Source organism: Pseudomonas sp. B21-035, from assembly GCF_024748945.1.
Lineage (GTDB): Bacteria > Pseudomonadota > Gammaproteobacteria > Pseudomonadales > Pseudomonadaceae > Aquipseudomonas.
This window is the reverse complement of the sequence record NZ_CP087179.1, coordinates 4,278,992-4,301,494: the sequence shown is the minus strand read 5'-3', so window position 1 is coordinate 4,301,494 and position 22,503 is coordinate 4,278,992. Positions and strand designations below refer to the sequence as shown.

22 protein-coding genes are annotated in these 22,503 nt (G+C 56.5%); 21 read left to right on the top strand and 1 reads right to left on the bottom strand.

What is annotated here, in order from left to right; genetic code table 11:
• Positions 1-20: 20 nt before the first annotated feature.
• The 8 genes from LOY22_RS19600 to LOY22_RS19565 all read left to right on the top strand — a co-directional run bounded on the left by LOY22_RS19600 (position 21) and on the right by LOY22_RS19565 (position 8,885).
• Complete coding sequence (locus tag LOY22_RS19600; protein ID WP_045195365.1) at positions 21-1,070, top strand: EpsG family protein; 1,050 nt, start codon at positions 21-23, stop codon at positions 1,068-1,070.
• Positions 1,067-2,470, top strand: a complete 1,404-nt coding sequence (locus tag LOY22_RS19595) for a mannose-1-phosphate guanylyltransferase/mannose-6-phosphate isomerase (protein ID WP_258594525.1) — start codon at positions 1,067-1,069, stop codon at positions 2,468-2,470. Before LOY22_RS19600 ends, LOY22_RS19595 begins: the two co-directional genes overlap by 4 nt.
• A gap of 59 nt (positions 2,471-2,529) precedes the next feature.
• Complete coding sequence (locus LOY22_RS19590; RefSeq protein WP_176794229.1) at positions 2,530-3,723, top strand: glycosyltransferase family 4 protein; 1,194 nt, start codon at positions 2,530-2,532, stop codon at positions 3,721-3,723.
• A complete protein-coding gene (locus tag LOY22_RS19585; RefSeq protein ID WP_184959555.1) occupies positions 3,713-4,339 on the top strand; it encodes an N-acetyltransferase in 627 nt (208 codons plus the stop codon). Before LOY22_RS19590 ends, LOY22_RS19585 begins: the two co-directional genes overlap by 11 nt.
• Positions 4,340-4,343: 4 nt before the next feature.
• Positions 4,344-5,507, top strand: coding sequence for a DegT/DnrJ/EryC1/StrS aminotransferase family protein (locus LOY22_RS19580; RefSeq protein ID WP_045195356.1), 1,164 nt, complete (start codon positions 4,344-4,346; stop codon positions 5,505-5,507).
• Positions 5,500-6,093: a sugar transferase gene (locus LOY22_RS19575; protein WP_045195354.1), complete on the top strand. Its 594-nt coding sequence runs from the start codon at positions 5,500-5,502 to the stop codon at positions 6,091-6,093. Before LOY22_RS19580 ends, LOY22_RS19575 begins: the two co-directional genes overlap by 8 nt.
• Before the next feature lie 132 nt (positions 6,094-6,225).
• Complete coding sequence (locus tag LOY22_RS19570; RefSeq protein ID WP_045195352.1) at positions 6,226-8,229, top strand: nucleoside-diphosphate sugar epimerase/dehydratase; 2,004 nt, start codon at positions 6,226-6,228, stop codon at positions 8,227-8,229.
• A 98-nt stretch (positions 8,230-8,327) separates the two neighbouring features.
• Complete coding sequence (locus tag LOY22_RS19565; protein WP_093380442.1) at positions 8,328-8,885, top strand: O-acetyltransferase; 558 nt, start codon at positions 8,328-8,330, stop codon at positions 8,883-8,885.
• A gap of 1 nt (position 8,886) precedes the next feature.
• Here the strand turns inward: LOY22_RS19565 and LOY22_RS19560 are convergent, their stop codons facing one another.
• Positions 8,887-9,228 carry a hypothetical protein gene (locus LOY22_RS19560; protein ID WP_177329135.1) on the bottom strand — a complete coding sequence of 114 codons (342 nt, stop codon included), beginning with the start codon at positions 9,226-9,228 and terminating at the stop codon, positions 8,887-8,889.
• On the opposite strand from LOY22_RS19560, the gene LOY22_RS19555 reads away from it, so the two are divergent.
• The 13 genes from LOY22_RS19555 (at position 9,218) to LOY22_RS19495 (ending at position 22,446) form a co-directional block, all read left to right on the top strand.
• Positions 9,218-10,528, top strand: a complete 1,311-nt coding sequence (locus tag LOY22_RS19555; RefSeq protein WP_052676505.1) for a Wzz/FepE/Etk N-terminal domain-containing protein — start codon at positions 9,218-9,220, stop codon at positions 10,526-10,528. The genes LOY22_RS19560 and LOY22_RS19555 overlap by 11 nt on opposite strands.
• A gap of 181 nt (positions 10,529-10,709) precedes the next feature.
• The gene (gene pseB / locus LOY22_RS19550) at positions 10,710-11,708 is read left to right on the top strand and encodes a UDP-N-acetylglucosamine 4,6-dehydratase (inverting) (protein WP_045195347.1); all 999 of its coding nucleotides are present in this window, start codon (positions 10,710-10,712) and stop codon (positions 11,706-11,708) included.
• Between the two features lie 3 nt (positions 11,709-11,711).
• Positions 11,712-12,872: a UDP-4-amino-4,6-dideoxy-N-acetyl-beta-L-altrosamine transaminase gene (gene pseC, locus LOY22_RS19545; protein WP_258594521.1), complete on the top strand. Its 1,161-nt coding sequence runs from the start codon at positions 11,712-11,714 to the stop codon at positions 12,870-12,872.
• Entirely contained in the window at positions 12,869-13,555 is a 687-nt protein-coding gene (pseF, locus tag LOY22_RS19540) for a pseudaminic acid cytidylyltransferase (protein ID WP_093380444.1), read from the top strand. The genes pseC and pseF overlap by 4 nt, the downstream gene beginning before the upstream one ends.
• A 90-nt stretch (positions 13,556-13,645) precedes the next feature.
• Complete coding sequence (gene pseG, locus LOY22_RS19535) at positions 13,646-14,758, top strand: UDP-2,4-diacetamido-2,4,6-trideoxy-beta-L-altropyranose hydrolase (protein ID WP_258594519.1); 1,113 nt, start codon at positions 13,646-13,648, stop codon at positions 14,756-14,758.
• On the top strand, positions 14,697-15,317 hold the full coding sequence (gene pseH, locus LOY22_RS19530) for a UDP-4-amino-4,6-dideoxy-N-acetyl-beta-L-altrosamine N-acetyltransferase (protein ID WP_258594517.1): 621 nt from the start codon (positions 14,697-14,699) through the stop codon (positions 15,315-15,317). The genes pseG and pseH overlap by 62 nt, the downstream gene beginning before the upstream one ends.
• Positions 15,314-16,372 carry a pseudaminic acid synthase gene (gene pseI, locus LOY22_RS19525; protein ID WP_249744407.1) on the top strand — a complete coding sequence of 353 codons (1,059 nt, stop codon included), beginning with the start codon at positions 15,314-15,316 and terminating at the stop codon, positions 16,370-16,372. Before pseH ends, pseI begins: the two co-directional genes overlap by 4 nt.
• Positions 16,373-16,420: 48 nt before the next feature.
• A complete protein-coding gene (locus tag LOY22_RS19520; protein ID WP_213603520.1) occupies positions 16,421-17,308 on the top strand; it encodes a phytanoyl-CoA dioxygenase family protein in 888 nt (295 codons plus the stop codon).
• Positions 17,305-17,832 carry a DapH/DapD/GlmU-related protein gene (locus LOY22_RS19515; protein ID WP_249744408.1) on the top strand — a complete coding sequence of 176 codons (528 nt, stop codon included), beginning with the start codon at positions 17,305-17,307 and terminating at the stop codon, positions 17,830-17,832. The genes LOY22_RS19520 and LOY22_RS19515 overlap by 4 nt, the downstream gene beginning before the upstream one ends.
• A gap of 3 nt (positions 17,833-17,835) precedes the next feature.
• Positions 17,836-19,170 carry a capsular biosynthesis protein gene (locus LOY22_RS19510; protein ID WP_213603521.1) on the top strand — a complete coding sequence of 445 codons (1,335 nt, stop codon included), beginning with the start codon at positions 17,836-17,838 and terminating at the stop codon, positions 19,168-19,170.
• On the top strand, positions 19,167-19,916 hold the full coding sequence (locus LOY22_RS19505) for a hypothetical protein (protein WP_213603523.1): 750 nt from the start codon (positions 19,167-19,169) through the stop codon (positions 19,914-19,916). The genes LOY22_RS19510 and LOY22_RS19505 overlap by 4 nt, the downstream gene beginning before the upstream one ends.
• Before the next feature lie 2 nt (positions 19,917-19,918).
• Entirely contained in the window at positions 19,919-21,154 is a 1,236-nt protein-coding gene (locus LOY22_RS19500; protein ID WP_213603525.1) for a hypothetical protein, read from the top strand.
• Entirely contained in the window at positions 21,151-22,446 is a 1,296-nt protein-coding gene (locus tag LOY22_RS19495; RefSeq protein ID WP_213603527.1) for a hypothetical protein, read from the top strand. Before LOY22_RS19500 ends, LOY22_RS19495 begins: the two co-directional genes overlap by 4 nt.
• Positions 22,447-22,503 lie beyond the last annotated feature (57 nt).

Sequence of the window (22,503 nt, the reverse complement as noted above, 5' to 3'; positions counted from 1 at the left end):
TCTGTCTAGGGTTGCGTCGTATGCTTTTCTACTATCTGCCTTTCATGGTTTCGGCGCTACTCTCGTTGCTGGGTGGCAAGCGCAAGCTTTGCTACTGGGGCTTGGCCGCCTTGCTGATTGCCATGTGTGCCTTCCAGGCGCCCGGGGTATCGGACGATCACGGGAACTACCTTGATTATTATGCAGGTATTGTTTCTGGTGAATTTGGGCCGTTTTTTGTCGAGCCAACTTTTTTCGTTCTGGCGAAGCTGTCTTCGCTACTGACGGGTTCAGCGATACTGCTGTTTGTTTTTTACGCGGTTTTGGGCGTCGGTAGCAAATTTTATGTGATGGAGCGGGCAACACCGTATCGTTGGTTGAGTGTTGCAATTTACCTGTCTTACTTCTTCTTGCTGCAGGACTTCACGCAGATTCGTATCGGTGTGGCCACCGGCTTGGTAATGTGTTCAGCTTACCTGGTGTTTAATGGGCAGTGGTCGAAAAGTCTGGCGGTCTTGTGTGGGGCCGTGTTATTTCATTATTCGGCCATTCTGTTTCTGCCCTTTATGTTGCTCCGCGCAGCCGGGGTGCGTACGGTATTTTATATATATTTGTGTTGCTGCGCGCTGTTTGCACTCTACTTGCTGGACATCAGTGTGCTTAAAGGGTTTTTACAGCTCTTGTCGCTGCTGGAGAACCCTAGGCTCGACTTTTATATTAATAATATTCTTAGTGGTCAGGGTGGTTCGATCAACTTTTTTCGGGCGATATTTCATTTTGCGCTGTTATCGCCGTTGGTCTTTATGTTTGCTCGTATACAGCGCCAACAGCCCTTTATTGCTTACTCGGTGATCCTCCATCTAAGTGGCTTGCTGATCTTGCTGGCGTTGCACGATGCCCAGGTTGTGGCCTACCGGATATCGGATATTTTCAATCATTTCATGGTATTCTCGCTGCTTGCGTACGCCATTCTGTTTGGTCGCGTTGTCGGCGCTGCAGGGATGCTCGCAGTATCAACATTCCAAATCATCTATGTGTTGCAAGTCCTAGGCTTTGTGCAACCGTATACTTCGGTCCTGGGTGGCTTATGATTTTACCTATTGTGATGGCTGGCGGCTCCGGGTCGCGTTTGTGGCCAATGTCCCGTGAGCTCAACCCGAAGCAATTCCTGTCATTGGCAGATGAGCACACCATGCTCCAGGTGACGGTCGAGCGCCTGTCCGGTCTTACCGATCTGAAGCCGCAAATCATCTGCAACGAAGCCCATCGTTTCGTTGCCGCGGAACAGATGCGCCAGTTGGGTTTCGATGATTGCGAGCTACTTCTCGAGCCTGTGGCGCGCAACACCGCCGCTGCTATTACGCTTGCTGCCCTGAAGGCCGTACAGGACGGTCAGGATCCGCTCCTGTTGGTACTGGCGGCAGATCATTTGATCAGTGATGCCGAAGTTTTCCAGAAGTGCGTTCGCAGCGCATTGCCGCTGGCTCAGGCAGGCAAGCTAGTCACCTTCGGCATCCAGCCGCTGTCTCCGGAAACCGGCTACGGCTATATCGAACAGGGGCCGGCCGTGGGTTCTGGGTATGCGATTGCACGGTTTGTCGAAAAGCCTGACCTGGCCACCGCCCAACGCTATCTGGCCAGCAAGAAGTTCCTGTGGAACAGCGGTATGTTTCTGTTCAAGGCAAGCCGTCTGCTTGACGAGGTCAAGGCGTTTGCTCCGCAGATCCATGCTTGTTGCGCCGAAGCCCTGGAGCAAAGTTCCCGTGATCTGCATTTCACCCGCGTCGGTGCCGAGGCCTTTGCACGCTGCCCGAGCGACTCCATCGACTACGCCGTCATGGAAAAGACTGCCGATGCGGTAGTAGTGCCAATGAATGCCGGCTGGAACGATATCGGTTCCTGGTCCGCCTTGTGGGATGTTGGCCAGAAGGATGAAAGTGGCAACGTCGTCAGCGGCGATGTCATGGCTGATGAAGTGGAGCACAGCTACATCAAGTCGACCAGCCGCCTGGTGGCTGCCGTAGGGGTCCGCGACCTGATCATCGTTGAGACCAAGGATGCTCTGCTGGTAGCGCACAAGGACAAGGTCCAGGGGGTCAAGAAAATCGTTGAGAACCTCAAGGCCCAGCAGCGCCAGGAGTTTCATTGCAACAGCGAAGTGTATCGCCCGTGGGGTAGCTACGAGGCCATAGACCAGGGGCATCGCTACCAGGTCAAGCGTATCACTGTAAAGCCGGGCGCCAAGCTGTCGGTGCAGATGCATCATCACCGTGCCGAGCACTGGATCGTGGTCAGCGGTACGGCGAAGGTCACCAATGGCAAGGAAACCTATCTGGTGACCGAAAACCAGTCGACCTATATTCCTATCGGTCAGGTGCATGCCCTGGAGAACCCAGGAAAAGTGCCCCTCGAGCTGATCGAGGTGCAATCGGGTTCCTATCTGGGTGAAGACGACATTGTTCGTTTCGAAGATATCTACGGGCGGGCGTAAGCGAGGGGTTGCGGTTGAAAGTCTTAGTTGCGAGTTGTGTTTTTCCGCCGGAGCCGGTGGTGAGTGCCAGAACCAGTGCTGATGTCGCCCAGTACCTGCATGCCCAAGGGCATGAGGTGCTGGTGGCATGTCCGACACCAACCCGCAACGTCGCCGCCGAAGGGCTGGATGAGAAGATCGCCGGTTTGAACATGCCGTTTCCGGTGTCACGCCTGTTTGCCTTTTCTTCGAAAAAATCCAGCTTCGTCTCACGATTTCTGGAGAACATCTCTTTCGGGTTGTCAGTATTTTTCTTCATCTTGCGTCAGCGCAAGGTTGATGTGATCTACGCCAACGTGTGGCCGTTGTTCTCCCTCGGCCTGCTGCTGATGGCGGCCAGGCTCAAGGGCATCAAGGTGGTCGCCAGTGTCCAGGACCTGTATCCGGAGTCCTTGGCCGTGCAAAAGCGTATCGAGGAAACCGGCGGCATTTATCGCGGCCTGCTCAAGCTTGATACGCTCATCGCGCGTAACTGCGATCACTTGGTGGTGATTTCCGATGGATTCCATCGTGCTTATACCGAGACGCGAAAAATCGATCCATCGAAGGTGACGCTTGTCCGAAACTGGGTTCAAGGCAGTCAGATTCAGGCCTTACCCAAGGAGCAGGCGCGAGGGGAGCTTGAGAAGGTGATGGGCTTGCGCCTGGCGCCTGAGCAGTTTCTTTTCGTGTATGGCGGCAATATGGGCGTCGCTTCCGGCCTGGATGAGTTCATGGGTTATCTGGATGGCGTCGATCCACGGGCAGTGTTCCTGTTTGCAGGTGACGGATCGCTGGTGCCGGAGCTCAAGCGGTTGCTACAGGCCCGCGGTCTGGAGTCCCGTTGCCACTTCCTTTCGCCTTGGCCGTTCGAACTGACTCCGGCAGTGTTCGGTGCCGCAGATGCTTTGTTGCTGCCAACCGCCGCAGGTCAGGAGTTCGCCTCAGTGCCTTCCAAGCTGATCACCTATATGCTGGCTGGCCGGCCCATTCTGTTGCTGGCCGATGAGCGTAGCGAGTCGGCAATCGAGCTGGGCAAATCGGATGCGGGCCATACCATTGGTGTGCGTACCAATGCGGCAGTGCTGGAGGGGATGAACTATTTGCTCAATGCCTCATCTGAGCGTCTGGCCGCAATGGGAAGCAACGGTCGTGAATACGCCCAGGAGTTTTACTCGGCTGAGCGAGCAGTGCCCAAACTGAAGGCAATTGTTGAGGATGTCTATGAAGCTTGAACGGGTTAGGTTGGTTGACAGTGCTCAGGTCCAGGCATTTGCCGACTTGCATGTTCAGGCGTTTCCAGGCTTTTTTCTCAGTCAGTTGGGGCCGAAGTTTCTGGCCTTGCTCTACACCCATTACCTGCAGTCCGAACAGTGCGCCTGCATCCTTGCCTCTGATGATTCGGCAGGCCGGGCGCCCAAGGGGTTGGCGGTTGCCATTCGCCAGCCATCGCTGTTCTACAAGGACCTGTTTGCCAAGCATTGGCTGGCATTTGCCTTGCGCGCCTTGCCGAGCCTGCTGAAGAACCCGTTGTTCGTCGCCAAAAAATTATGGGCGGCGGTGTTTTATCGAGGCGATCAGGTCGAGAGTCTCGATACCGAGAATGCGGTGCTGCTGAGCACCATTTCGGTGTCGCCGCAGGCGCAGGGGCAGGGTGTGGGCAGGCAACTGCTGCAAGAAGTAGAGGCGTGGGCTGCCGAATCCGGCGCCGCTTTTGTGTACCTGACAACTGATCGCGATGCCAATGTCGAGGTCAACGGTTTTTATCAACGCAATGGTTATGTGCTGGAGTCCACGCTGAAGAAAAGTGGCAATCGCATCATGAACCGTTACATCAAACGCTTGCGGTGAACCTATGCAGAATACTCCGTTCCTGCCCTTCGCTCTTCCTGAACTGGGTGAAGAGGAAATCAATGAAGTTGTCGACACCCTGCGTTCCGGCTGGGTGACCACCGGGCCAAAAGCCAAGCAATTCGAAGCGGACTTTTCCAGTTTTCTTGGTGGTGATGTTGAAAGCATTGCCGTGAACTCGGCAACCGCCGGGCTGCACCTGGCGCTGGAAGCCATTGGTATCGGCCCAGGCGATGAAGTCATTCTGCCGTCCTATACCTTCACGGCAACTGCCGAGGTTGTCCGGTATCTGGGCGGCACGCCGGTTATCGTGGATGTGCTGGAAGAGACCTTCAATATCGATCCGGCGGCGATCGAGGCGGCGATTACCGACAAGACCCGTGCGATCATGCCTGTGCACTTCGCCGGACTGAGCTGTGACATGGATGCGATTTTGCAGATTGCCCGTCGCCATGGCCTGAAGGTGGTGGAAGATGCTGCGCATGCACTGCCAACCACCTGGAAAGGCAGCAAGATCGGTACCCTCGAGTCCGATATCACAGTGTTCAGTTTCTACGCCAACAAAACCATGACCACCGGTGAAGGCGGCATGCTGGTGACCCGCAATGCGGAACTGGCCAAGCGCTGCCGGATCATGCGCCTGCACGGTATCAGTCGCGATGCCTTCGATCGTTATGTGTCGAAGACGCCGGCCTGGTTCTACGAAATTGTCGCTCCCGGTTTCAAATACAACATGAGCGACGTCGCCGCCGCCATGGGCATTCACCAGTTGCGTCGTCTTGAAGGCTTCCAACTCAAGCGTCAGGCCATGGCCGAGCGTTACCTTGAGGCGCTGAGCGATCTGCCATTGGTGTTGCCGCCAGTGGCCGCTGCTGGCGACATGCATGCATGGCATCTGTTCCCGCTGCGTCTGCGCGCAGAGGCAAATATCAAGCGCGACGACTTCATCATCAAGATGGCCGAACTGGGCATTGGTTGCTCGGTGCATTTCATTCCGCTGCACCTGCAACCCTACTGGCGTGAAAGCTGTGCCCTGAGTCCCGAGCAGTTCCCGGTAGCCCAGAGCCTGTTCGAGCAGGAGGTTTCGATCCCGCTCTACACCAAGATGACCGAAGCCGATCAGGAACGTGTGATTGCGGCGGTGCGATCGGTGTTGGCCAATGCTTAAGCGGCTCTTTGACATTGTCTGTGCTGCGCTGGGTCTCCTGGTGCTGTCGCCGTTGCTGTTGGCGATTTTTCTGTGGGTCAAGCTGGATTCGCCCGGGCCGGTATTCTTTCGACAGGAGCGTGTCGGACGTTTCGGTAATCTGTTCAGGATTCATAAGTTCCGGACCATGAAGCTGCACGCGGAAAGTGCCGGGCGCCTGACCATTGGCGAAGATTCGCGTATTACCCGCTCCGGTCGTTTTTTACGTCGCACCAAGATCGATGAGCTGCCGCAGCTCATCGACGTGTTGCTGGGGGACATGAGCCTGGTCGGACCGCGCCCGGAAGTACCAGAATTCATGAACTGCTATGAAGAATCGGTGCGCCGCAAAGTGCTCTCGGTGCGCCCAGGGATCACTGATCGGGCATCCATCGAGATGGTTGATGAAAGTTTGATCCTGGGCCAGTACCCGGATCCTCGGCAGGCCTATATTGATGTAATTCTGCCAATCAAGCAGAAGTACTATCTGGAGTATGTCGAGCAACATGGTGTGGTGACCGATATCAAGATCATTTTTGCCACACTTGCAAAGATCGTTTCTCGATGAGGTAGCCGTTACCCTGGTAAATCACAGGGTGGTGATGAATTGTTGCCACCGCTGGAGCGCCGGGAACGGGGTGTATGAACATGGAATGCTGCAGCAATGGCAGTGTCGGCTCAGGCGTAGTGGAGTTTGAAGATGGTGAAATACGATAGGCTACGGCTCTGGCTGGTTTCATTGCCGCGCCGTTACAAACGGTTGATTCAAGTCGCGGCAGACGTGGTACTGGTCTGGATTGCGCTGTGGATGGCGTTTGTCGTTCGCCTGGGTATTGAAGAAGCCATCAACCCTTTCACCACGCACCTGTGGATATTTGTTACCGCGCCGTTGATTGCCATTCCGCTGTTTATCCGTTTCGGCATGTACCGTGCGGTGATGCGCTACTTCGGCAACGATGCGCTGGTGACCATTATCAAGGCGGTGAGCCTGTCCTCGCTGATACTGGGCGTAGCGGTTTACTGGTACAGCAACCATCAAGTCGTGATCCCCCGTTCGATCGTGTTCAACTATTGGTGGCTGAGTCTGATCATGGTCGGAGGCTTGCGCCTGGCCATGCGTCAGTATTTTCTCGGTGACTGGTTCGCGGGCATTCAGAATGTACCTTTTACCAACCGTGACGATGGTTTGCCCAAGGTAGCCATCTACGGTGCCGGGGCTGCGGGCAACCAGCTTGTGGCCGCGTTGCGCATGGGCAAGGTGATGCGTCCGGTTGCATTCATCGATGATGACGCCAGCATCACTGACCGGACGATTTCCGGTCTGCAGGTTTTCAAGTCCAAGCATATCCAGCGCATGGTCGATATGACCGGCGCCCAGGAGATTCTCCTGGCCATTCCGTCTGCCACGCGCGCGCGCCGGCGGGAGATACTCAGTTACCTGGAAGGCTTCCCGCTGCATGTGCGTAGTGTGCCCGGCTTCATGGATCTGGCCAGTGGCCGGGTCAAGGTCGATGATATCCAGGAAGTGGATATCGCCGACCTGCTGGGCCGCGACGCGGTTCCGGCACAGGATGACCTGATCGAACGTTGCATCAAGGGGCAGTCGGTAATGGTGACCGGGGCCGGTGGTTCGATCGGTTCGGAGCTGTGCCGGCAGATCCTCAAGTCGCAACCTACTACCTTGCTGTTGTTCGAGCACAGTGAGTTCAACCTCTACACCATTCTCAGCGAGCTGGAGCAGACCATCAGCAGGTCTTCGTTGCCGGTAAGGGTCTTGCCTATTCTTGGCTCCATCCGTAATCAGGCGCAGTTGCTGGATGTCATGAAGACCTGGAGTGTCGATACGGTGTATCACGCTGCAGCCTACAAGCATGTTCCCATGGTTGAGCACAATATCGCCGAAGGCGTGTTGAACAACGTCATCGGCACGCTCAATACGGCGCAAAGCGCATTGCAGGCCGGAGTTGCCAACTTTGTCCTTATCTCCACGGACAAGGCGGTTCGTCCCACCAATATCATGGGCAGTACCAAGCGTCTGGCGGAAATGACCCTGCAGGCGCTCAGCCAGGAGCTCGCGCCGGTTCTGTTTGGTGACTCGGACAAAGTCTCTCAGGTCAACAAGACGCGTTTTACCATGGTGCGGTTCGGCAACGTGCTGGGCTCGTCAGGCTCGGTGATTCCGTTGTTCCACAAGCAGATCAAGGCGGGCGGGCCACTGACGGTCACCCACCCGAAGATCACTCGCTACTTCATGACCATCCCCGAGGCGGCCCAGTTGGTTATCCAGGCCGGCTCCATGGGGCAGGGTGGGGATGTGTTCGTGCTGGACATGGGCGAGCCGGTCCGCATTGCCGAACTCGCGGAAAAAATGATCCACCTTTCCGGGCTAAGCGTGCGTTCTGAAAAGAATCCGCACGGCGATATTGCTATTGAGTTCACCGGGCTGCGTCCAGGCGAGAAACTCTATGAAGAATTGCTGATCGGTGACAACGTCGTTGCTACCCGACACCCGATGATCATGAGCGCTGCCGAAGATCATCTGCCTTGGGAGACGCTCAAGGAGCGTCTGCACCGGTTACTGGCGGCGGTTGCCGGTGATGACTACGGGCGGGTTCGCCAGTTGCTGCGTGAAACCGTTAGTGGCTATACGCCGGACGGTGAAATTGTCGACTGGATCTATCAGCAGCGCCGCCTGGATCCGTGATCTGTACCATTAAATTGTGAGCCGCGCGCTGCCTTGTCTTCATCTGGGAGTGTTGATAGGGTGGTTCTTCGTGAAGCGTATAAAACGGTGAGGCGTTAATGGCATTCCTTACACCTGCTGAACTGGCGTCAAAAGGGTTCAAGAAACTGGGTTCCAACGTACTGATCAGTGACAAGGCCTCTATTTACAATTGCGACCAGATCGAGATCGGCGATAACTCCCGAATTGACGATTTCTGTGTCGTCTCCGGTAAGGTGTCGATCGGTCGCAATGTGCATATCGCCGTTTTCTGCAATGTTGCCGGGGGCGAGCCAGGTATCACCCTGGAAGATTTTTCCGGCCTGGCCTATGGCTGTCATGTATTTGCCCAGTCCGATGACTATTCCGGCAAGACCATGACCAATCCCACGGTCCCCGCGCAGTTCAAGGGCGAAACCAAGGCCGCGGTCCGACTTGGTCGTCACGTGATCATCGGCACCTCCTCGATCGTAGTGCCCGGAGTCAACGTCGAGGATGGCTGTTCTGTCGGGGCGATGACCCTGGTGACCAAATCCACTGAAGCCTGGGGTATCTATTTCGGAATCCCGGCCAAGCGAATCAAGAATCGCAACAAGGGCCTGCTCGAGTTGGAAACGCAGTACCTGTCAACACCCTGAGTCAAAACGCGCCGCCCTGGCGCGCCAGGATATTGTCGATCAATTGTGCTGGAATACCTTGCCTGCCGTTCGTCTGTTTCTGACGGGCAAACCCGAAAAAGTGCCTATTTTGCTGGGCTTTGCGACCTTTTGGTCGGGAACTTTTCCTACAAAGATTGGCCAGAGAGTGGTTTGCCTTTGCATAAACTGTCACAATGCGCGCCTTTCTCGTCTGATGACAGGGAAGTTTCTCCGGGATCGAGTCAATGGGGCAGGGAGCGCTGCTTACCAGGATTTTGGTGACACCTCGCTTGTCGTTGGAGCCATTGTTACTCGACCAGGCAGGCATGTGCGTGACCAGCATTTCCCGTATACCCCCCGTAAGCCAAAGTAGCGATATCGATTTTTTTGCCGTGGTTCAAAGCCTCTGGAAGCAGAAATTTCTGATCGTTGCTGTCACTCTGGCAGTTGGGGCGGCGGCGGGAGCCTATGCCTTCCTCACCACTCCCGAGTATCAGGTCAGCACCACGCTGCGCCCTGCTGCGCTCAACGATCTGGATGCCCTGAACCGCTCTGGTGTTTACTCGCTGCCGCGTGAGCAGGCGCTCACCCGCGTCGGCGCCGCGCTTGATTCCTACGATGTGCGCCTGGGTTACTTTCGCGCCAATCCTCAGCTTTTCGCTCCTTTGCGCATGCCTGGCCAGACCGACGAACAAGCTTTCGAAGAGTTCAACCGCAATTCCATCAAGCTGGTGCAGCCGGACCCCAAAAAGAAGGTTGACCTGCTCAGCGCCTACATTGGCATGGAGTTGCGCTATCCAAAGAATGTCGACGGTGACGAGATCCTCAACGGCTTCGTTAAATACGCCATTGAAAGCGAGCGCCAGCAAGTGGCCTCGGACTTGTCGGTCATTATCAAGAACCGCTTGAATGAACTGGATGGCAAGCTCGACGCAGCCCGTGCCGGATATGAAGCAGGCAAGGAGTCACAAATTGCCACGCTGCTGGAGAAGGACAATCTCACGCGCGCGCAACTGCAAGATGAACTTCGGGCACTGCGCGTTCAGCTCAAGGCGCGCCGTGCCGACCGAATCGCCCAGCTGGATGAAGCCATCAGCATCGCCCGTTCGCTGGGCTTGAAGAAGCCGTCTACCCCTTCGGCCATGGCCAGCGAAGGCGAGTCTGGTGGCAATGTGATCCGTACTGAGGTCAATAACCAGCAGATCCCGCTGTACTTCATGGGTACCGATGCCCTGGAGGCCGAGCGCAAGGCCCTCCGTCAGCGAACTTCCGATGACTTCACCGACCCGCGGGTGGCGCAGATCGGCAAAGAACTCATGCTGCTGAAGAACAATCGCCGGATCGAATCATTGAAACAGCGAGAGAACGAAGATGTGTTCTTGCAGAACATCGAACCGTTGCGTTCTGAAATGGCCCGCTTGAAAAAGCTCGATATCGATGTTATGCGCTTGAATCTGGTCACCATTGACCAGTACGCGCTGGAGCCACTCAAACCCGTCTGGCCGAAAAAGTCGCTGATGATTCTAGCGGGCCTGGCCGTGGGGGGGATGTTGGGGGTGTTGCTGGCGATCATTCGTTACTTTGTCGTCTTGCGGATGACGAAGGTGGCAAAGGGCGGCGAGCCATTGGGCAATCCCCAGTAAGTCAACACAGGTTCGCAGCCCTTGTACGGGCTGCGGGCAGGTCCGCTGCCTGGCTCCGTGAAAGGGGCATGGTTACTTCTCAAGTTAATGTGCACGGCAGACGGCTTTCTTGAAGGGCCGCGGCCAGCATTATTCAGTTCATCAAGACCAACTGGTCAGATTTTACATAGGGACGCGTTACATGTTCACTAACAAGACCATTCTCATCACAGGTGGTACCGGCTCCTTCGGCAACACGTTCGTGCCGATGACACTGGCCAAGTACAACCCCAAGAAGATCATCATCTTCTCGCGTGATGAAATGAAGCAGTGGGACATGGCGAAGAAATTCGAAGGTGATTCCCGCGTGCGCTTCTTCATTGGTGACGTGCGTGACAAGGATCGTCTGTACCGGGCGCTGGATGGCGTCGATTACGTGGTGCACGCGGCGGCAACGAAGATTGTTCCGACTGCGGAGTACAACCCGTTCGAATGCATCAAGACCAACATCAATGGTGCAATGAACCTGATCGACGCCTGCATCGACAAGGGCGTGAAGCGGGTCGTGGCGTTGTCCACCGACAAGGCCAGCAGCCCGGTTAACCTGTACGGCGCCACTAAACTGGCTTCCGACAAGCTGTTTGTTGCCGGTAACTCCTACGCTGGCGGCCATGACACGCGCATGTCGGTGGTCCGTTACGGCAACGTGATGGGCTCGCGTGGTTCGGTCATCCCGTTCTTCATGTCGATCAAGGACAAGGGTGAGTTGCCGATCACCGATGAGCGTATGACGCGCTTCATGATCTCCCTGGAAGAGGGCGTGGAACTGGTCTGGCATGCTTTCGAAGATATGGAAGGCGGCGAAATCTATGTGAAGAAGATCCCGTCCATGAAGGTGACCGACCTGGCACGGGTTGTCGCTCCCGAGGCTCGGCAGAAAGTCGTCGGTATCCGCCCGGGCGAGAAACTGCATGAACAGATGATCAGTGCTGAAGACGCTTATTACACCTACGAGTATGCCGAGCACTTCAAGATCCTGCCGGTCATCAATGACTGGGCCAACTGCGAGAAGCGCATCAAGGACGGCAAGAAAGTGCCGGAAGGTTTCGTCTACGCCAGTGACAACAACACGGAGTGGATGAGTGATGCCGATCTGCAAGAGTGGATCACCATCAACAAAGAAAAAATCGGGAGCATCTGAGCCATGATCCCTTATGGTCGCCAGGACATCAGCCAGGCTGATATCGACGCTGTCGTCAGCGTCCTGCAGTCCGACTTTCTCACTCAGGGCCCAATGGTGCCGGAGTTCGAGCAGCGGGTTGCACAGCATGTAGGCGCGCGTCACGCACTTGCGCTCAATAGTGCAACGTCGGCATTGCATGTTGCCTGCCTGGCCCTGGGGCTGGGGCCTGGTGATCGTTTGTGGACTACCCCGGTTACTTTTGTCGCATCGGCAAACTGCGCCTTGTACTGTGGGGCGCAGGTCGATTTCGTGGACATCGACCCACGCACCTATAACCTCTGCCCACAAGCCCTGGCGCGCAAGTTGGAGCTGGCGGAGCAAGCGGGGACGCTGCCCAAGGTTGTGGTCCCGGTGCATCTTTGTGGTCAGCCCTGCGACATGCAGGCGATCCATGCGTTGGCCGTGCGATACGGATTCAAAGTCATCGAAGATGCCTCGCATGCCATTGGTGGCCAATACCAGGGCGAGTTCATCGGTAACGGCAAGTACAGTGACATTACTGTGTTCAGCTTCCATCCGGTGAAGATCATCACCACCGCCGAAGGCGGTATGGCGGTCACCAACGACGACGCATTGGCACAAAAGATGGCCTTGCTGCGCAGCCATGGCATCACCCGCGACCCGCAACAGATGACCCATGAAGCTGATGGGCCCTGGTACTACCAGCAGATCGATCTGGGTTTCAACTACCGCATGAACGAACTGCAGGCGGCCTTGGGTGTGAGCCAGATGCAGCGCCTCGATCAGTTCATCGCTCGCCGGCATGAACTGGCGGCGCGCTACAATGAACTGCTGGCAGCATTACCGCTGACCCTGCCGTGGCAGCATCCAGACAGTTATTCCGGATTGCACCTGTATGTGATTCGCCTGCAACTGGACAAGATCGACAAGACCCATCGCCAGGTTTTCGAGTTGTTGCGGGAGCAGGGTATCGGAGTCAATCTTCACTACATTCCGGTACATACCCAGCCTTACTACACCGCCATGGGGTTTGCCCGCGGCGATTTCCCTGAAGCTGAAGCCTATTACCGGGACGCCATCAGCATCCCGATGTTCCAGACCATGAGCGAGTCTCAGCAGGACGTGGTCGTCGCTGCACTGACCAAGGCCTTGCAGGCATGAAACTGGCGGTCATTCCCGCCCGTGGCGGCAGCAAGCGTATTGCGCGCAAGAACATCAAGATGTTCTGCGGCAAGCCGATGATCGCCTGGTCGATCGAGGCCGCCCTCAATAGCGGTGTTTTTGACCGGGTGATCGTCTCGACCGACGATCTGGAGATCGCCGAGGTGGCCCGCCAGTCCGGGGCACAGGTGCCATTTATCCGTCCCGCGCTACTGGCTGACGATCACAGCGGCACAGTGCCGGTGATTCAGCATGCCATTGAGTGGTTCGAACAGGACGGGCAGCAGATCGATTACCTGTGCTGCCTTTACGCAACGGCACCCTTTGTAAGGCCCGAGGATTTGCAGGCAGGGCTCGACGCCTTGATCCGTGAACAATGCGATTTTGCCTTTGCCGTTACCCGCTATGCATTTCCTGTCCAGCGGGCAGTACGGATCAACACCCAGGGCCGGATTGAAATGATCTATCCGGAGCAATTCAATACCCGCTCGCAAGATCTACAGGAAACCTTTCATGACGCTGGCCAGTTCTATTGGGGGCGTACGCAGGCCTGGCGGTTGGGCAAGCCCGTGTTTGGGCCCGGCTCGGTACCGGTAGTGCTGCCAGGCCACAGGGTCCAGGATATCGACACGCTTGAAGATTGGGTTCGGGCTGAATGGATGTTCCGGGAAATGAACCGGTAAACCTTGATCCGGCTCAGGAGTCGCGAAAGGGCTTTCAGGGTAAGTTGCCAGGGTTGTTGTGATGCTGCGTAAGATCATTGAGGTAGGCGGGTGGATCGATTGAAAGTTGTGTTCCGTGCAGACGCCTCCGTCGAGATTGGCATCGGGCATGTCATGCGCTGCCTGACCCTGGCCGATGAGCTGACCGCACAGGGCGCGCACTGTCACTTCATTTGCCGGGCGCATACCGGGAATCTGATCGAGCAGATCAGGTCCCGCGGCTATCAGGTCCATCCGCTGCAAGTGGTGACCGGCATTGCCGGCAATCCGGGGGCGGACCGCGGAATCTACGGTTATTGGCTGGGGGCCAGCCAGGCAGAGGATGCGGCTGCGTGTGCTGCGCTGCTTGAAAGCATCAGGCCGGACTGGCTGGTTGTTGATCATTACGCTCTGGACCAGCAATGGGAGGGCAGTATTGCGGGGTTGTCCCGCAAGTTGATGGTCATAGACGACCTAGCCGATCGAGCCCATCAGTGCGACCTGTTGCTTGATCAGTCGTTGGGACGTTCGCCTCAGGATTATTGCCGATGGGTGCCTGCGCACTGCAGGTTACTGTGCGGTGTACAGCATGCATTGCTGCGACCGGATTTTTCCGCGTTGCGGGGCGATAGCCTGCAGCGCCGGGCGGCATTTGCCCTCAGGAACGTGTTGATCACCATGGGTGGCGTCGATAAGGACAACGTCACGGGACGCATTTTATCGGTCCTGGAAACGCTTTCCCTGGCCACTATCTCCCGGGTAACCGTAGTGATGGGGGCTACCGCGCCCTGGCTCGAAGAGGTTCGTGCCCAAGCCCGGACCCTGCCATTCAGCACCGAGGTCAAGACCAATGTCAGCAACATGGCAGAGCTGATGGCTGCCTCTGACCTTGCTATCGGTGCGGCCGGTGCAACCTCATGGGAGCGTTGCTGCCTGGGTTTGCCGACGCTGATGGTTGTGCTGGCGGAAAACCAGGTATTTGCCGCCCGACAACTGGCAGCTACCGGCGCCGTGCTGACGCTGGCGCTGGATGAGACTTTGGGCCGCGACCTTGCCCGGTATCTGGAACAGGCGAGTGGGGATCCGTCCATGTTGGAACAAATGAGCCAGCAGGCACGAAAGATTGTCGACGGCTCCGGCTGCCGGGTCGTCGCGCAGGTTATGGCTGAATCGGAAAAGGATTGAACACGTGCAGGCATTTGGAAAACTGCGAAATATCGAGGCTGACGAAGTCGGCCTGATGCTTGAGTGGCGAAACGCACCCGCCGTGCGGGCCAACATGTACACCCGGCATGTAATCAGCGAGCAGGAACACCTGGCATGGTGGCAACGCCTGCAGCAGCGCCAGGACCAGCAGTACTTCATGTACGAGTGGCAGGGGGGGGCTGCGGGGATTGTCGGCTTCACCGACATCGACACCCACAGCGCCAATGCCAGCTGGGCGTTCTATGCCGCCCCGGATGCCGCCAAGGGCACTGGCAGCCGTATGGAGTTTCTCGCGCTGGAGCATGCGTTCAACGTGCTGCAGCTGAACAAGCTCAATTGCGAGGTGCTGGCATTCAACAGTGCCGTCATCAAGCTTCACCAGAAGTTCGCCTTCCAGGTGGAAGGTATTTTTCGCGAGCAGCACCGTGTGGACGACGCGTACGTCGATATATACAGGCTGGCGCTGCTGTCCCGTGAGTGGGATATGCACCGTGATGTCATGCAAGAAAAACTGAATAAATTAATTCGAGGCCAATGATGAATCCGATGATATCCATTGCAGGGCGGGCAATCGGTGCCGCGCATGCGCCTTACATCATTGCCGAGCTGTCTGCCAACCATAATGGCAAGCTCGAAACAGCAATGAGGATCATCGAGGAAGCGAAGAAAGCCGGCGCCGATGCGGTCAAGCTGCAAACCTACACCGCAGATACCATCACGCTGAACAGCGATGCTGAAGAGTTCCGCATTCACGGGGGGCTGTGGGATGGCCGTACCCTGTACGACCTTTATCTGGAGGCGCAGATGCCCTGGGAGTGGCACCAGCCGTTGTTCGAGCATGCCCGCAAACTGGGTATCACCATTTTCAGTTCGCCCTTTGACTTTACTGCCGTCGACTTGCTGGAAAGCCTGAATGCCCCGGCTTACAAGATTGCCTCCTTCGAGGCAATCGACCTGCCATTGATCAAATATGTGGCTGGCACTGGCAAACCCATGATCATTTCTACCGGCATGGCCGATGCCGAAGAGATCAGCGAAGCGATCGAGGCCGCGCGTGAGGGCGGCTGCAAGGAGCTGGCAATTCTTCATTGTGTCAGCGGCTATCCGGCGCCGGCTGCGGAATACAACTTGCGCACCATTCCCGACATGGTTCGCCGTTTTGGTTTGGTCACCGGGCTTTCCGATCACACCCTGGACAACACCACTGCGATTGCCGCCGTTACCTTGGGCGCTTCGATCGTCGAGAAGCATTTCACCCTGGATCGCAAGGGTGGAGGACCGGACGACAGTTTCTCGCTGGAGCCACTGGAGCTCAAGGCGCTGTGTCAGGACAGCAAAACCGCATGGGCGGCACTGGGTGACGTCAACTACGCGCGCAAATCCAGCGAGCAGGGCAATGTGCAGTTCCGTCGCTCGCTCTACTTCGTCAAGTCACTGGCCGCAGGTGATGTGGTTACCGCCGATGCGATCCGCAGCGTCCGTCCAGGGCGTGGTGTTGCGCCGAAATACTTCGATGACGTTGTTGGCAAGCGAGTAAAGACTGCGGTGCTGGAAAACACACCTGTCGATTTTGCCTCTCTCGATGTTGACTGAATAACCCGGTGCACGCTGGGCTCGAACCCGTAGTTCAAGGAGTTGAAAATGGCTGGGAGTACATTGAAGAAGATTGTCGGAAGGGTCTATCCGTTTCGTCGGCTGGCCTTTTTTACCCAGCGCCTGATCACCAGGCCTGGTCACCGCGAAGCGCTTTCCGAGGTGGCCTGCAAGCGACTTCCAGCCAAGTCTTCTTCGAGCCCATTGCCGCAACATGAACTGGGCGAACTGGGCCGCAACGGTTATGTCATGCTCGACGACCTGGTCACCTCCGACCAGGTTGCCCAGATGAAGGAATACTTCCAGGACAAGCAGGCATTCGACCGCTGGAATGCGGCGTCGGGGTTGTTCGATCCCGCGCATCCGCCTGCAGATTGCCATACCGCGCCATTCCTCAATTCCGATATCGCGCAGTCGCCATGGGCGTTGAAATGGGCCAACGACAGTCGCGTGCTGGCGATTGTTGAGAACTGGCTGGGCGCCAAACCGACATTGTCGAACCTCAGCGTGTGGTGGTCTTACCCCGGTCATGACACCCCACAAGAGGCCGAGTGCTTTCACCGCGATGTTGATGACCTGCGTTTCATCAAGTTGTTTATCTACCTTTCAGATGTCGACGAAGGCGCCGGTCCCCACGTCTTCGTGCCGGGCAGTCACAAACATGATGGTTTCAACAAGATCCGACGTTACAGCGATTCAGAAGTGATCGAGGCCTTTGGTCAAGACGGGATCAAGTACTTTACCGGAGAGCAGGGCAGTGCCTTCCTGGAAAACACCTTTGGCCTGCACAAGGGGCAACTGCCGACGCATAAGCCACGGTTGCTGTTTCAGGCGCAGTATTCACTGCATCCCATAGGTATTTACGAATATGCACCGGTAAGCGTCGAGCTGGGTGCGCCCCTGGATAATTATATCAATCGGTTGTACGTCAAATGAAAGGCACGCTGAAGCGCTTGTTCGAAAGCTTTTTCCGACTGTCGTTGGTCAGGGCGCTGGTGCGCGCGATGATTCATGTAGTTGATCTGCTGGGACGGTTCTGGACCTTTGTCAAAATCAGGGCTGTCGCCGATATTCCACGCGGTAGCAACTGTCACTGGAGTGTCGTCCTGAAGTACCCCGAGAACATCAAGTTTCATGGCCGGGTCATGATCAGTCCCGATTGCGTTATCGGGGCAAAATCACCTGTGCACCTGGGTAATGAAGTGCGCCTTTCCCAGGGTGTGCATATTGAAACGGCCTCCCTGGATATCAATGGTCCGTTGCCCTATCAGCATGTCTCGAAGCCGGTCTGTATCGAAGACGGGGTCTGGCTGGGCGCGCATTGCATCGTACTGGCCGGGGTAACCATTGGCCGTAACTCAGTGATTGGTGCCGGCGTCGTGGTCAGCAAAAGTGTCCCGGAAAACTCGATCGTAGTCGGATCGGGATTCAGGTTTATCGAGCGGAAAGAAAGCTACTGACCTATGAATATTGTACTGATAGAAAATAGGTACAAGACCTATTTCTGGGATGCGCTGGCCAAGTGCTTCATTGCTGATGGCCATAATGTCCAGTGGATTGTACAGAACCCGCTTTTTGCACCGGCCCATGGTCAGGCCAGGCTGATCGGCTTTCCCCGAGGGAAGGACTTCAGCCCGCTGGGTGGCGACGATCTGTTCACCCGGACACGTCAGTCAGATCGTTTCGTCAATTATTTTGGCGGTCAGCCTACCCACTACCACTACTACCGGCAGGCCATCTGGCAGGCGCTGGATGACGCCAAGCCGGACCTGGTCATTGGCGAGGCCACGCTGTTTCATGAACTGCTGGCGGTAGAATGGTGCAAGGCTCGCGGAGTAGCCTTTTTTCATCCCTCCATGCCCGGCTATCCGGGAGGGCGCTACAGCATCTACGCCGCAGACAGCAAGGAGGCTATTGGTACGTCCGCGGACTGCCCGGCGGACGAGGACTGTTTTGCCCTGGCTGAAGCTATTCGCAAGCGCGAGAAGGTTCCGGACTACATGCGTCCCGCCCTGCCTTCGGATCCGGGGCGGGTGTTTCCGTTGCACGGTTCCTGGCCCAACCGGCTGACGTTGATCAAAAGCTACCTGGGGGGGGAGCGGTTCAATACGCCTTCACCGGTAAAGAAGTGGTTGCTGGACCGGGCGGTAAAAGCGCGGCTGGCGCGTTGGGCGCAACTCAGTGGCGAGCGCTTCAGCCTGGATGCCGATCAACATTACCTGCTGTACCCAATGCAGATGCAACCCGAATCCAACCTCGACCTGTGGGGACAGGATTTCCGTAACCAGGCCGAGTTGATTGCAGCGTTGGCACGAGCGCTTCCCGCCCACTGGAAACTGCTGGTCAAACTTAACCCCAAGACCAAATATGAACTGGACGATGCCCTGCTTGAACAGATCGTATCCGTGGACAATATCATCCCGGTTCCCTACGAAGTCGCAATGGGTTCCCTGCTCGAGCACGTCAAACTGATCTGTACCGTTACCGGGACTATTGCCGTGGAGGCGGTCTTGTCGCGCAAGCCACTGGTTCAATTCGGTCCAGGCGTGCTTGCCGGCGAGCCAGGATACGTACAGTTGAGTGATGTCGAAGGGATTTCGCAGGTTATTCAGGACGTGGAAAGCGGAACATTCACGCTTGCCGACGATGCGGCCAGAACCCAGTTGGTCCGCAAGCTGTATACCACCACCTTTGCCGGGCTGGTCTCCGACCCTGCATCGTTGCCAGCAGTGCTCGACCAGGACAATGTCCGGCAAATTGCAAACAACCTGGTTCGAGTGGCGGAGCAACACAGATGAAACGCACCTTGGCGTCGCTGTTGGGGTTATGCCTGCCAGCATGTGCCCTGAAGAATATGATCCTGCGCGCCCTGGGCTGGCATATCGGTGCCGGGTGCCGAATCGGTTTTTCCTGGATTCGTGCCGAATCGGTCATGCTCGGCGAACGGGTTTCGGTTGGCCACGGTAACTACCTGGACTGCAAATGCCTGGTCATGCGGCCGGCGGCTTACATTCAGCACTTCAACCTGGTGAAGGGCGACATCTGGGTGTTCCTGTTGCCGAATGCGGCACTTGGCAACATGAACAAAGTGTACCGGGCACGCCGTGGCGTTACCTGGGGTCGGGCAGTGTTGCGGCTTGGGGTCTACTCGAAAATCACCTCGAAACACATCGTCGACTGTACCCGAAGTGTTCGCTTTGGCGATTACTCAACGCTCGCTGGATCGGGCAGCCAGATCTGGACGCATGGATACATGCATGCGCCTTCGGGGCTGGATCGTTTTCGGGTCGATGGTAGCGTGCGTATCGGTGACAACGTCTACATCGGCTCGATGACAGTGGTCAATGCAGCAGTGTCGATCAGCGATGGGGTTACGGTCGGGGCCGCTTCCTGCGTTTCCAAATCGTTGCTCAAGCCAGGGCTGTATGTCGCGCAGCCGCTGCGCTGGATCGCCCTGGATTATGAGCAGGCCATGGTTCGCCATCCCAAAGTCGAAGTCCGGGGATTGGTGGAGCGGGTCTATAACAAGAAGCCGGGGATTTAGCGTTGCTCATCCATGCCAAGCGGCTGCTGGTACAGGCAGGTCTTTTCGGGTTATCGAAATCAGCAGTGTTGTTCGCGCCGTTTCTCGCTGCCTGGACGTTGAGCAATGCCCAGTATGGTGCGGTTGAGTGGTGGCTATCAGTGTCGATGGCGCTGGGGCCGTTGCTTGCACTGGGCATGCATGGCGTCATCGCCTACGGCACCTTGGGTGGACCTTTAGCCAGTGGCGTACAAACTGCCACCGCGTATGTGCTTATCGCCTGCGCGACGGTCATGGCTGCGAGTTGGCTGGCATTTCATCTGGTCACGGAGCCATCGCTGGCTGCTGCCGCGGTTATCGGCTTGCAAAGTGCACTTGTCGTGCTGCAACTGGCAACCTCAGCCCGGCTTAAAGCGTTGGGCAAAGGCGCGGTGGCGTCGATATTCGAGAGTGCCCTGTATCTCACCCTGCTTTTTGGCTTGGCCTCACATTGGCTGGGTGTGGACTTCATGGCCTTCTATGTGCAGGTCATGGCGCTCTGTGGCGTGCTCATGATCGGGGTATTGCTCAAGGTCTCGCAACTGCCCGGGCGTGAGGCGCTGCGTTTGGGTGCGTTGCGTGGAGTATTTCGCCACAGCTACAAGTTCCTGCTGGGAGGGGTGTTGATGGGCGCGTTCATGGGCGGCCCGCGAATAGTGCTCGGGGTACTGGACACAGAAACCACCGTTGCGGCGTTTTCAATTGTATTTCGCTGGCTGTCCATTGCCATTGTCGTGCATCAATTTATCAACACTGTGTTCTTCCGGCGCGTCTATGGCAGCGTGGTCGCATTCAGAAGTACAGCGATCATGGCTTGCGTGACGCTGGTTGCCCTGGCTGCGGCCGTTATAGCGACAGTGCTCTGGTTTGTTCCCGGGGCCGAACTCGGCCTTCCCTGGCCGTTGCCGCAAGATCGCTGGTTGGTAAGTAGCATGGCGCTGGTCATGGTGCTCTGGGCGACCAGCGCAAGCCTTGAAGGCGTTTTGGCCAGTGCGGCACGACCGGGCTTGCAAACCCTGTGTGTCGCCGCGGGGATCAGTGTATTTGTGCTGTTTGTAGGCATTGGTTACCTGTTGCCGACTGTCAGCTTCACTGGGTTGATCACGCTGGCCTGGATCGCCGGATTTCTGATGATCGTGGGCATGCAACTGTATTGGGCAGTGAAACTGGAACTGTTCACCTTCAGGCTGGAGAACATATTGAAAGTGGGTTTGCGATGACGCCGTTGTTGATAAGGCTTGCGGTGTTTCCGCCCTACCGGATTTTTCTCTGGGGTGGCTTGTGCTGTCTGTTGATCTGGTTTTTTGCCCCGATTGACTACCTGTATGAAGCTGGCCCGTCTTCGCTCTTTATCCTCGTGGCCTATGTCTACCTGTTCTTCCTGGCCTTGTTTTTTTCGGCTGGCTTGACCCGGGCGAAAGTTCTGACGCTTGAATGTGATGCGCGCTCCATTGGCCGCCTGGTGTGGCTTGTTTATGGCCTTGGAAGCGTCGGTTTGGTGCTTCGGGTTATCGAACGGATCTTTATCCGGGCCGGCGGCAATATCAGTTCCGATTTTATGGAAAACCGCGAGCTGATTGCCACCGGTGGCTCGGGCAGCATTGCGCTGGTCGGTGCGGTGTTGTCTTCATTCTTTCTATTCTTACCCATCTTCATCTGCATGATGCGGGTGGCCGGCGCGCGCCGCTGGTATCACTTTCCGATGTTGTTCTGCTGCCTGTTGTTTGCCGTTTTCGACATGGTCCTGCAGGGCTCAAGAAGTGGACTGGTGGTGTTCATGGCGACTTCGTTGACCGCTGCACTGATGACCGGATATGTCAGGCTTTCCCTGCGCAACCTGTTGCTTGGCCTTGCACTGGCCGTTGCTTTTATCTGGCTGGGGGGCATGGTCTTCTGGATCCGTACCCAGCAAATGGGTCTGGATCCGGTAGCGTCAATGGAGCTTTCCGGTTATGCCCGATTTGCCCCAGCCAGCGCTCAGGTCGTGGAGTATCTGGGGCAGAACGACAGCTCGGGTCTGGCTGGACTGATTTATGCGCTGACCCACTTTTCTCAATACATCACCCACGGGTTGTACGAGTTTTTCTATCTGGCCTCGTTAGTTGATGGCGCCAGTACCTATGGGCTGCAGAGCTTCTACATTCCCGCCAAGATCATCATGTCGGCCCTGGGTAAAGGGGATATCGAGGAGGTGTTGATTGACGGTGTCATTCGCCCGGGTGTCTACACCACGTTGTTCGGGCCCGTGGTCTATGACTTTGGCATCTGGGGTGGGGCTCTGGCATGTCTGATCTTTGCCGTGGTGCTGGGGCTGGTAGCCAGGGCCGTGAGCCGTCAGGGTATCGCCTGGTTGCCGATGTACCTGATTTTTTGTTCGTTCTTGCCGTTCTTTCTGGTCGTCAATCTGTTTGTCAGTGGTATCGGGCAGTACGCAATGATTGCCGCAGTGCTCCTGGGATTGATACTCCGCGTGTTCTATTCAACGTTGTTCAAAGCGTCTGACGCGGTGTAACAGGCAGTCGCGGCAACACATTGATTTTTTGAAAATTTGCGATGGTGATGTAGTGAA

Bases quoted from the DNA above. Each gene is read 5' to 3' on its own strand.
- LOY22_RS19600 (WP_045195365.1), top strand. From the start codon at position 21: ATGCTTTTCTACTATCTGCCTTTCATGGTTTCGGCGCTACTCTCGTTG.
- LOY22_RS19595 (WP_258594525.1), top strand. From the start codon at position 1,067: ATGATTTTACCTATTGTGATGGCTGGCGGCTCCGGGTCGCGTTTGTGG.
- LOY22_RS19585 (WP_184959555.1), top strand. From the start codon at position 3,713: ATGAAGCTTGAACGGGTTAGGTTGGTTGACAGTGCTCAGGTCCAGGCA.
- LOY22_RS19580 (WP_045195356.1), top strand. From the start codon at position 4,344: ATGCAGAATACTCCGTTCCTGCCCTTCGCTCTTCCTGAACTGGGTGAA.
- LOY22_RS19575 (WP_045195354.1), top strand. From the start codon at position 5,500: ATGCTTAAGCGGCTCTTTGACATTGTCTGTGCTGCGCTGGGTCTCCTG.
- LOY22_RS19570 (WP_045195352.1), top strand. From the start codon at position 6,226: ATGGTGAAATACGATAGGCTACGGCTCTGGCTGGTTTCATTGCCGCGC.
- LOY22_RS19565 (WP_093380442.1), top strand. From the start codon at position 8,328: ATGGCATTCCTTACACCTGCTGAACTGGCGTCAAAAGGGTTCAAGAAA.
- LOY22_RS19560 (WP_177329135.1), bottom strand. From the start codon at position 9,228: ATGCTGGTCACGCACATGCCTGCCTGGTCGAGTAACAATGGCTCCAAC.
- pseB (WP_045195347.1), top strand. From the start codon at position 10,710: ATGTTCACTAACAAGACCATTCTCATCACAGGTGGTACCGGCTCCTTC.
- pseC (WP_258594521.1), top strand. From the start codon at position 11,712: ATGATCCCTTATGGTCGCCAGGACATCAGCCAGGCTGATATCGACGCT.
- pseF (WP_093380444.1), top strand. From the start codon at position 12,869: ATGAAACTGGCGGTCATTCCCGCCCGTGGCGGCAGCAAGCGTATTGCG.
- pseI (WP_249744407.1), top strand. From the start codon at position 15,314: ATGATGAATCCGATGATATCCATTGCAGGGCGGGCAATCGGTGCCGCG.
- LOY22_RS19520 (WP_213603520.1), top strand. From the start codon at position 16,421: ATGGCTGGGAGTACATTGAAGAAGATTGTCGGAAGGGTCTATCCGTTT.
- LOY22_RS19515 (WP_249744408.1), top strand. From the start codon at position 17,305: ATGAAAGGCACGCTGAAGCGCTTGTTCGAAAGCTTTTTCCGACTGTCG.
- LOY22_RS19510 (WP_213603521.1), top strand. From the start codon at position 17,836: ATGAATATTGTACTGATAGAAAATAGGTACAAGACCTATTTCTGGGAT.
- LOY22_RS19505 (WP_213603523.1), top strand. From the start codon at position 19,167: ATGAAACGCACCTTGGCGTCGCTGTTGGGGTTATGCCTGCCAGCATGT.
- LOY22_RS19495 (WP_213603527.1), top strand. From the start codon at position 21,151: ATGACGCCGTTGTTGATAAGGCTTGCGGTGTTTCCGCCCTACCGGATT.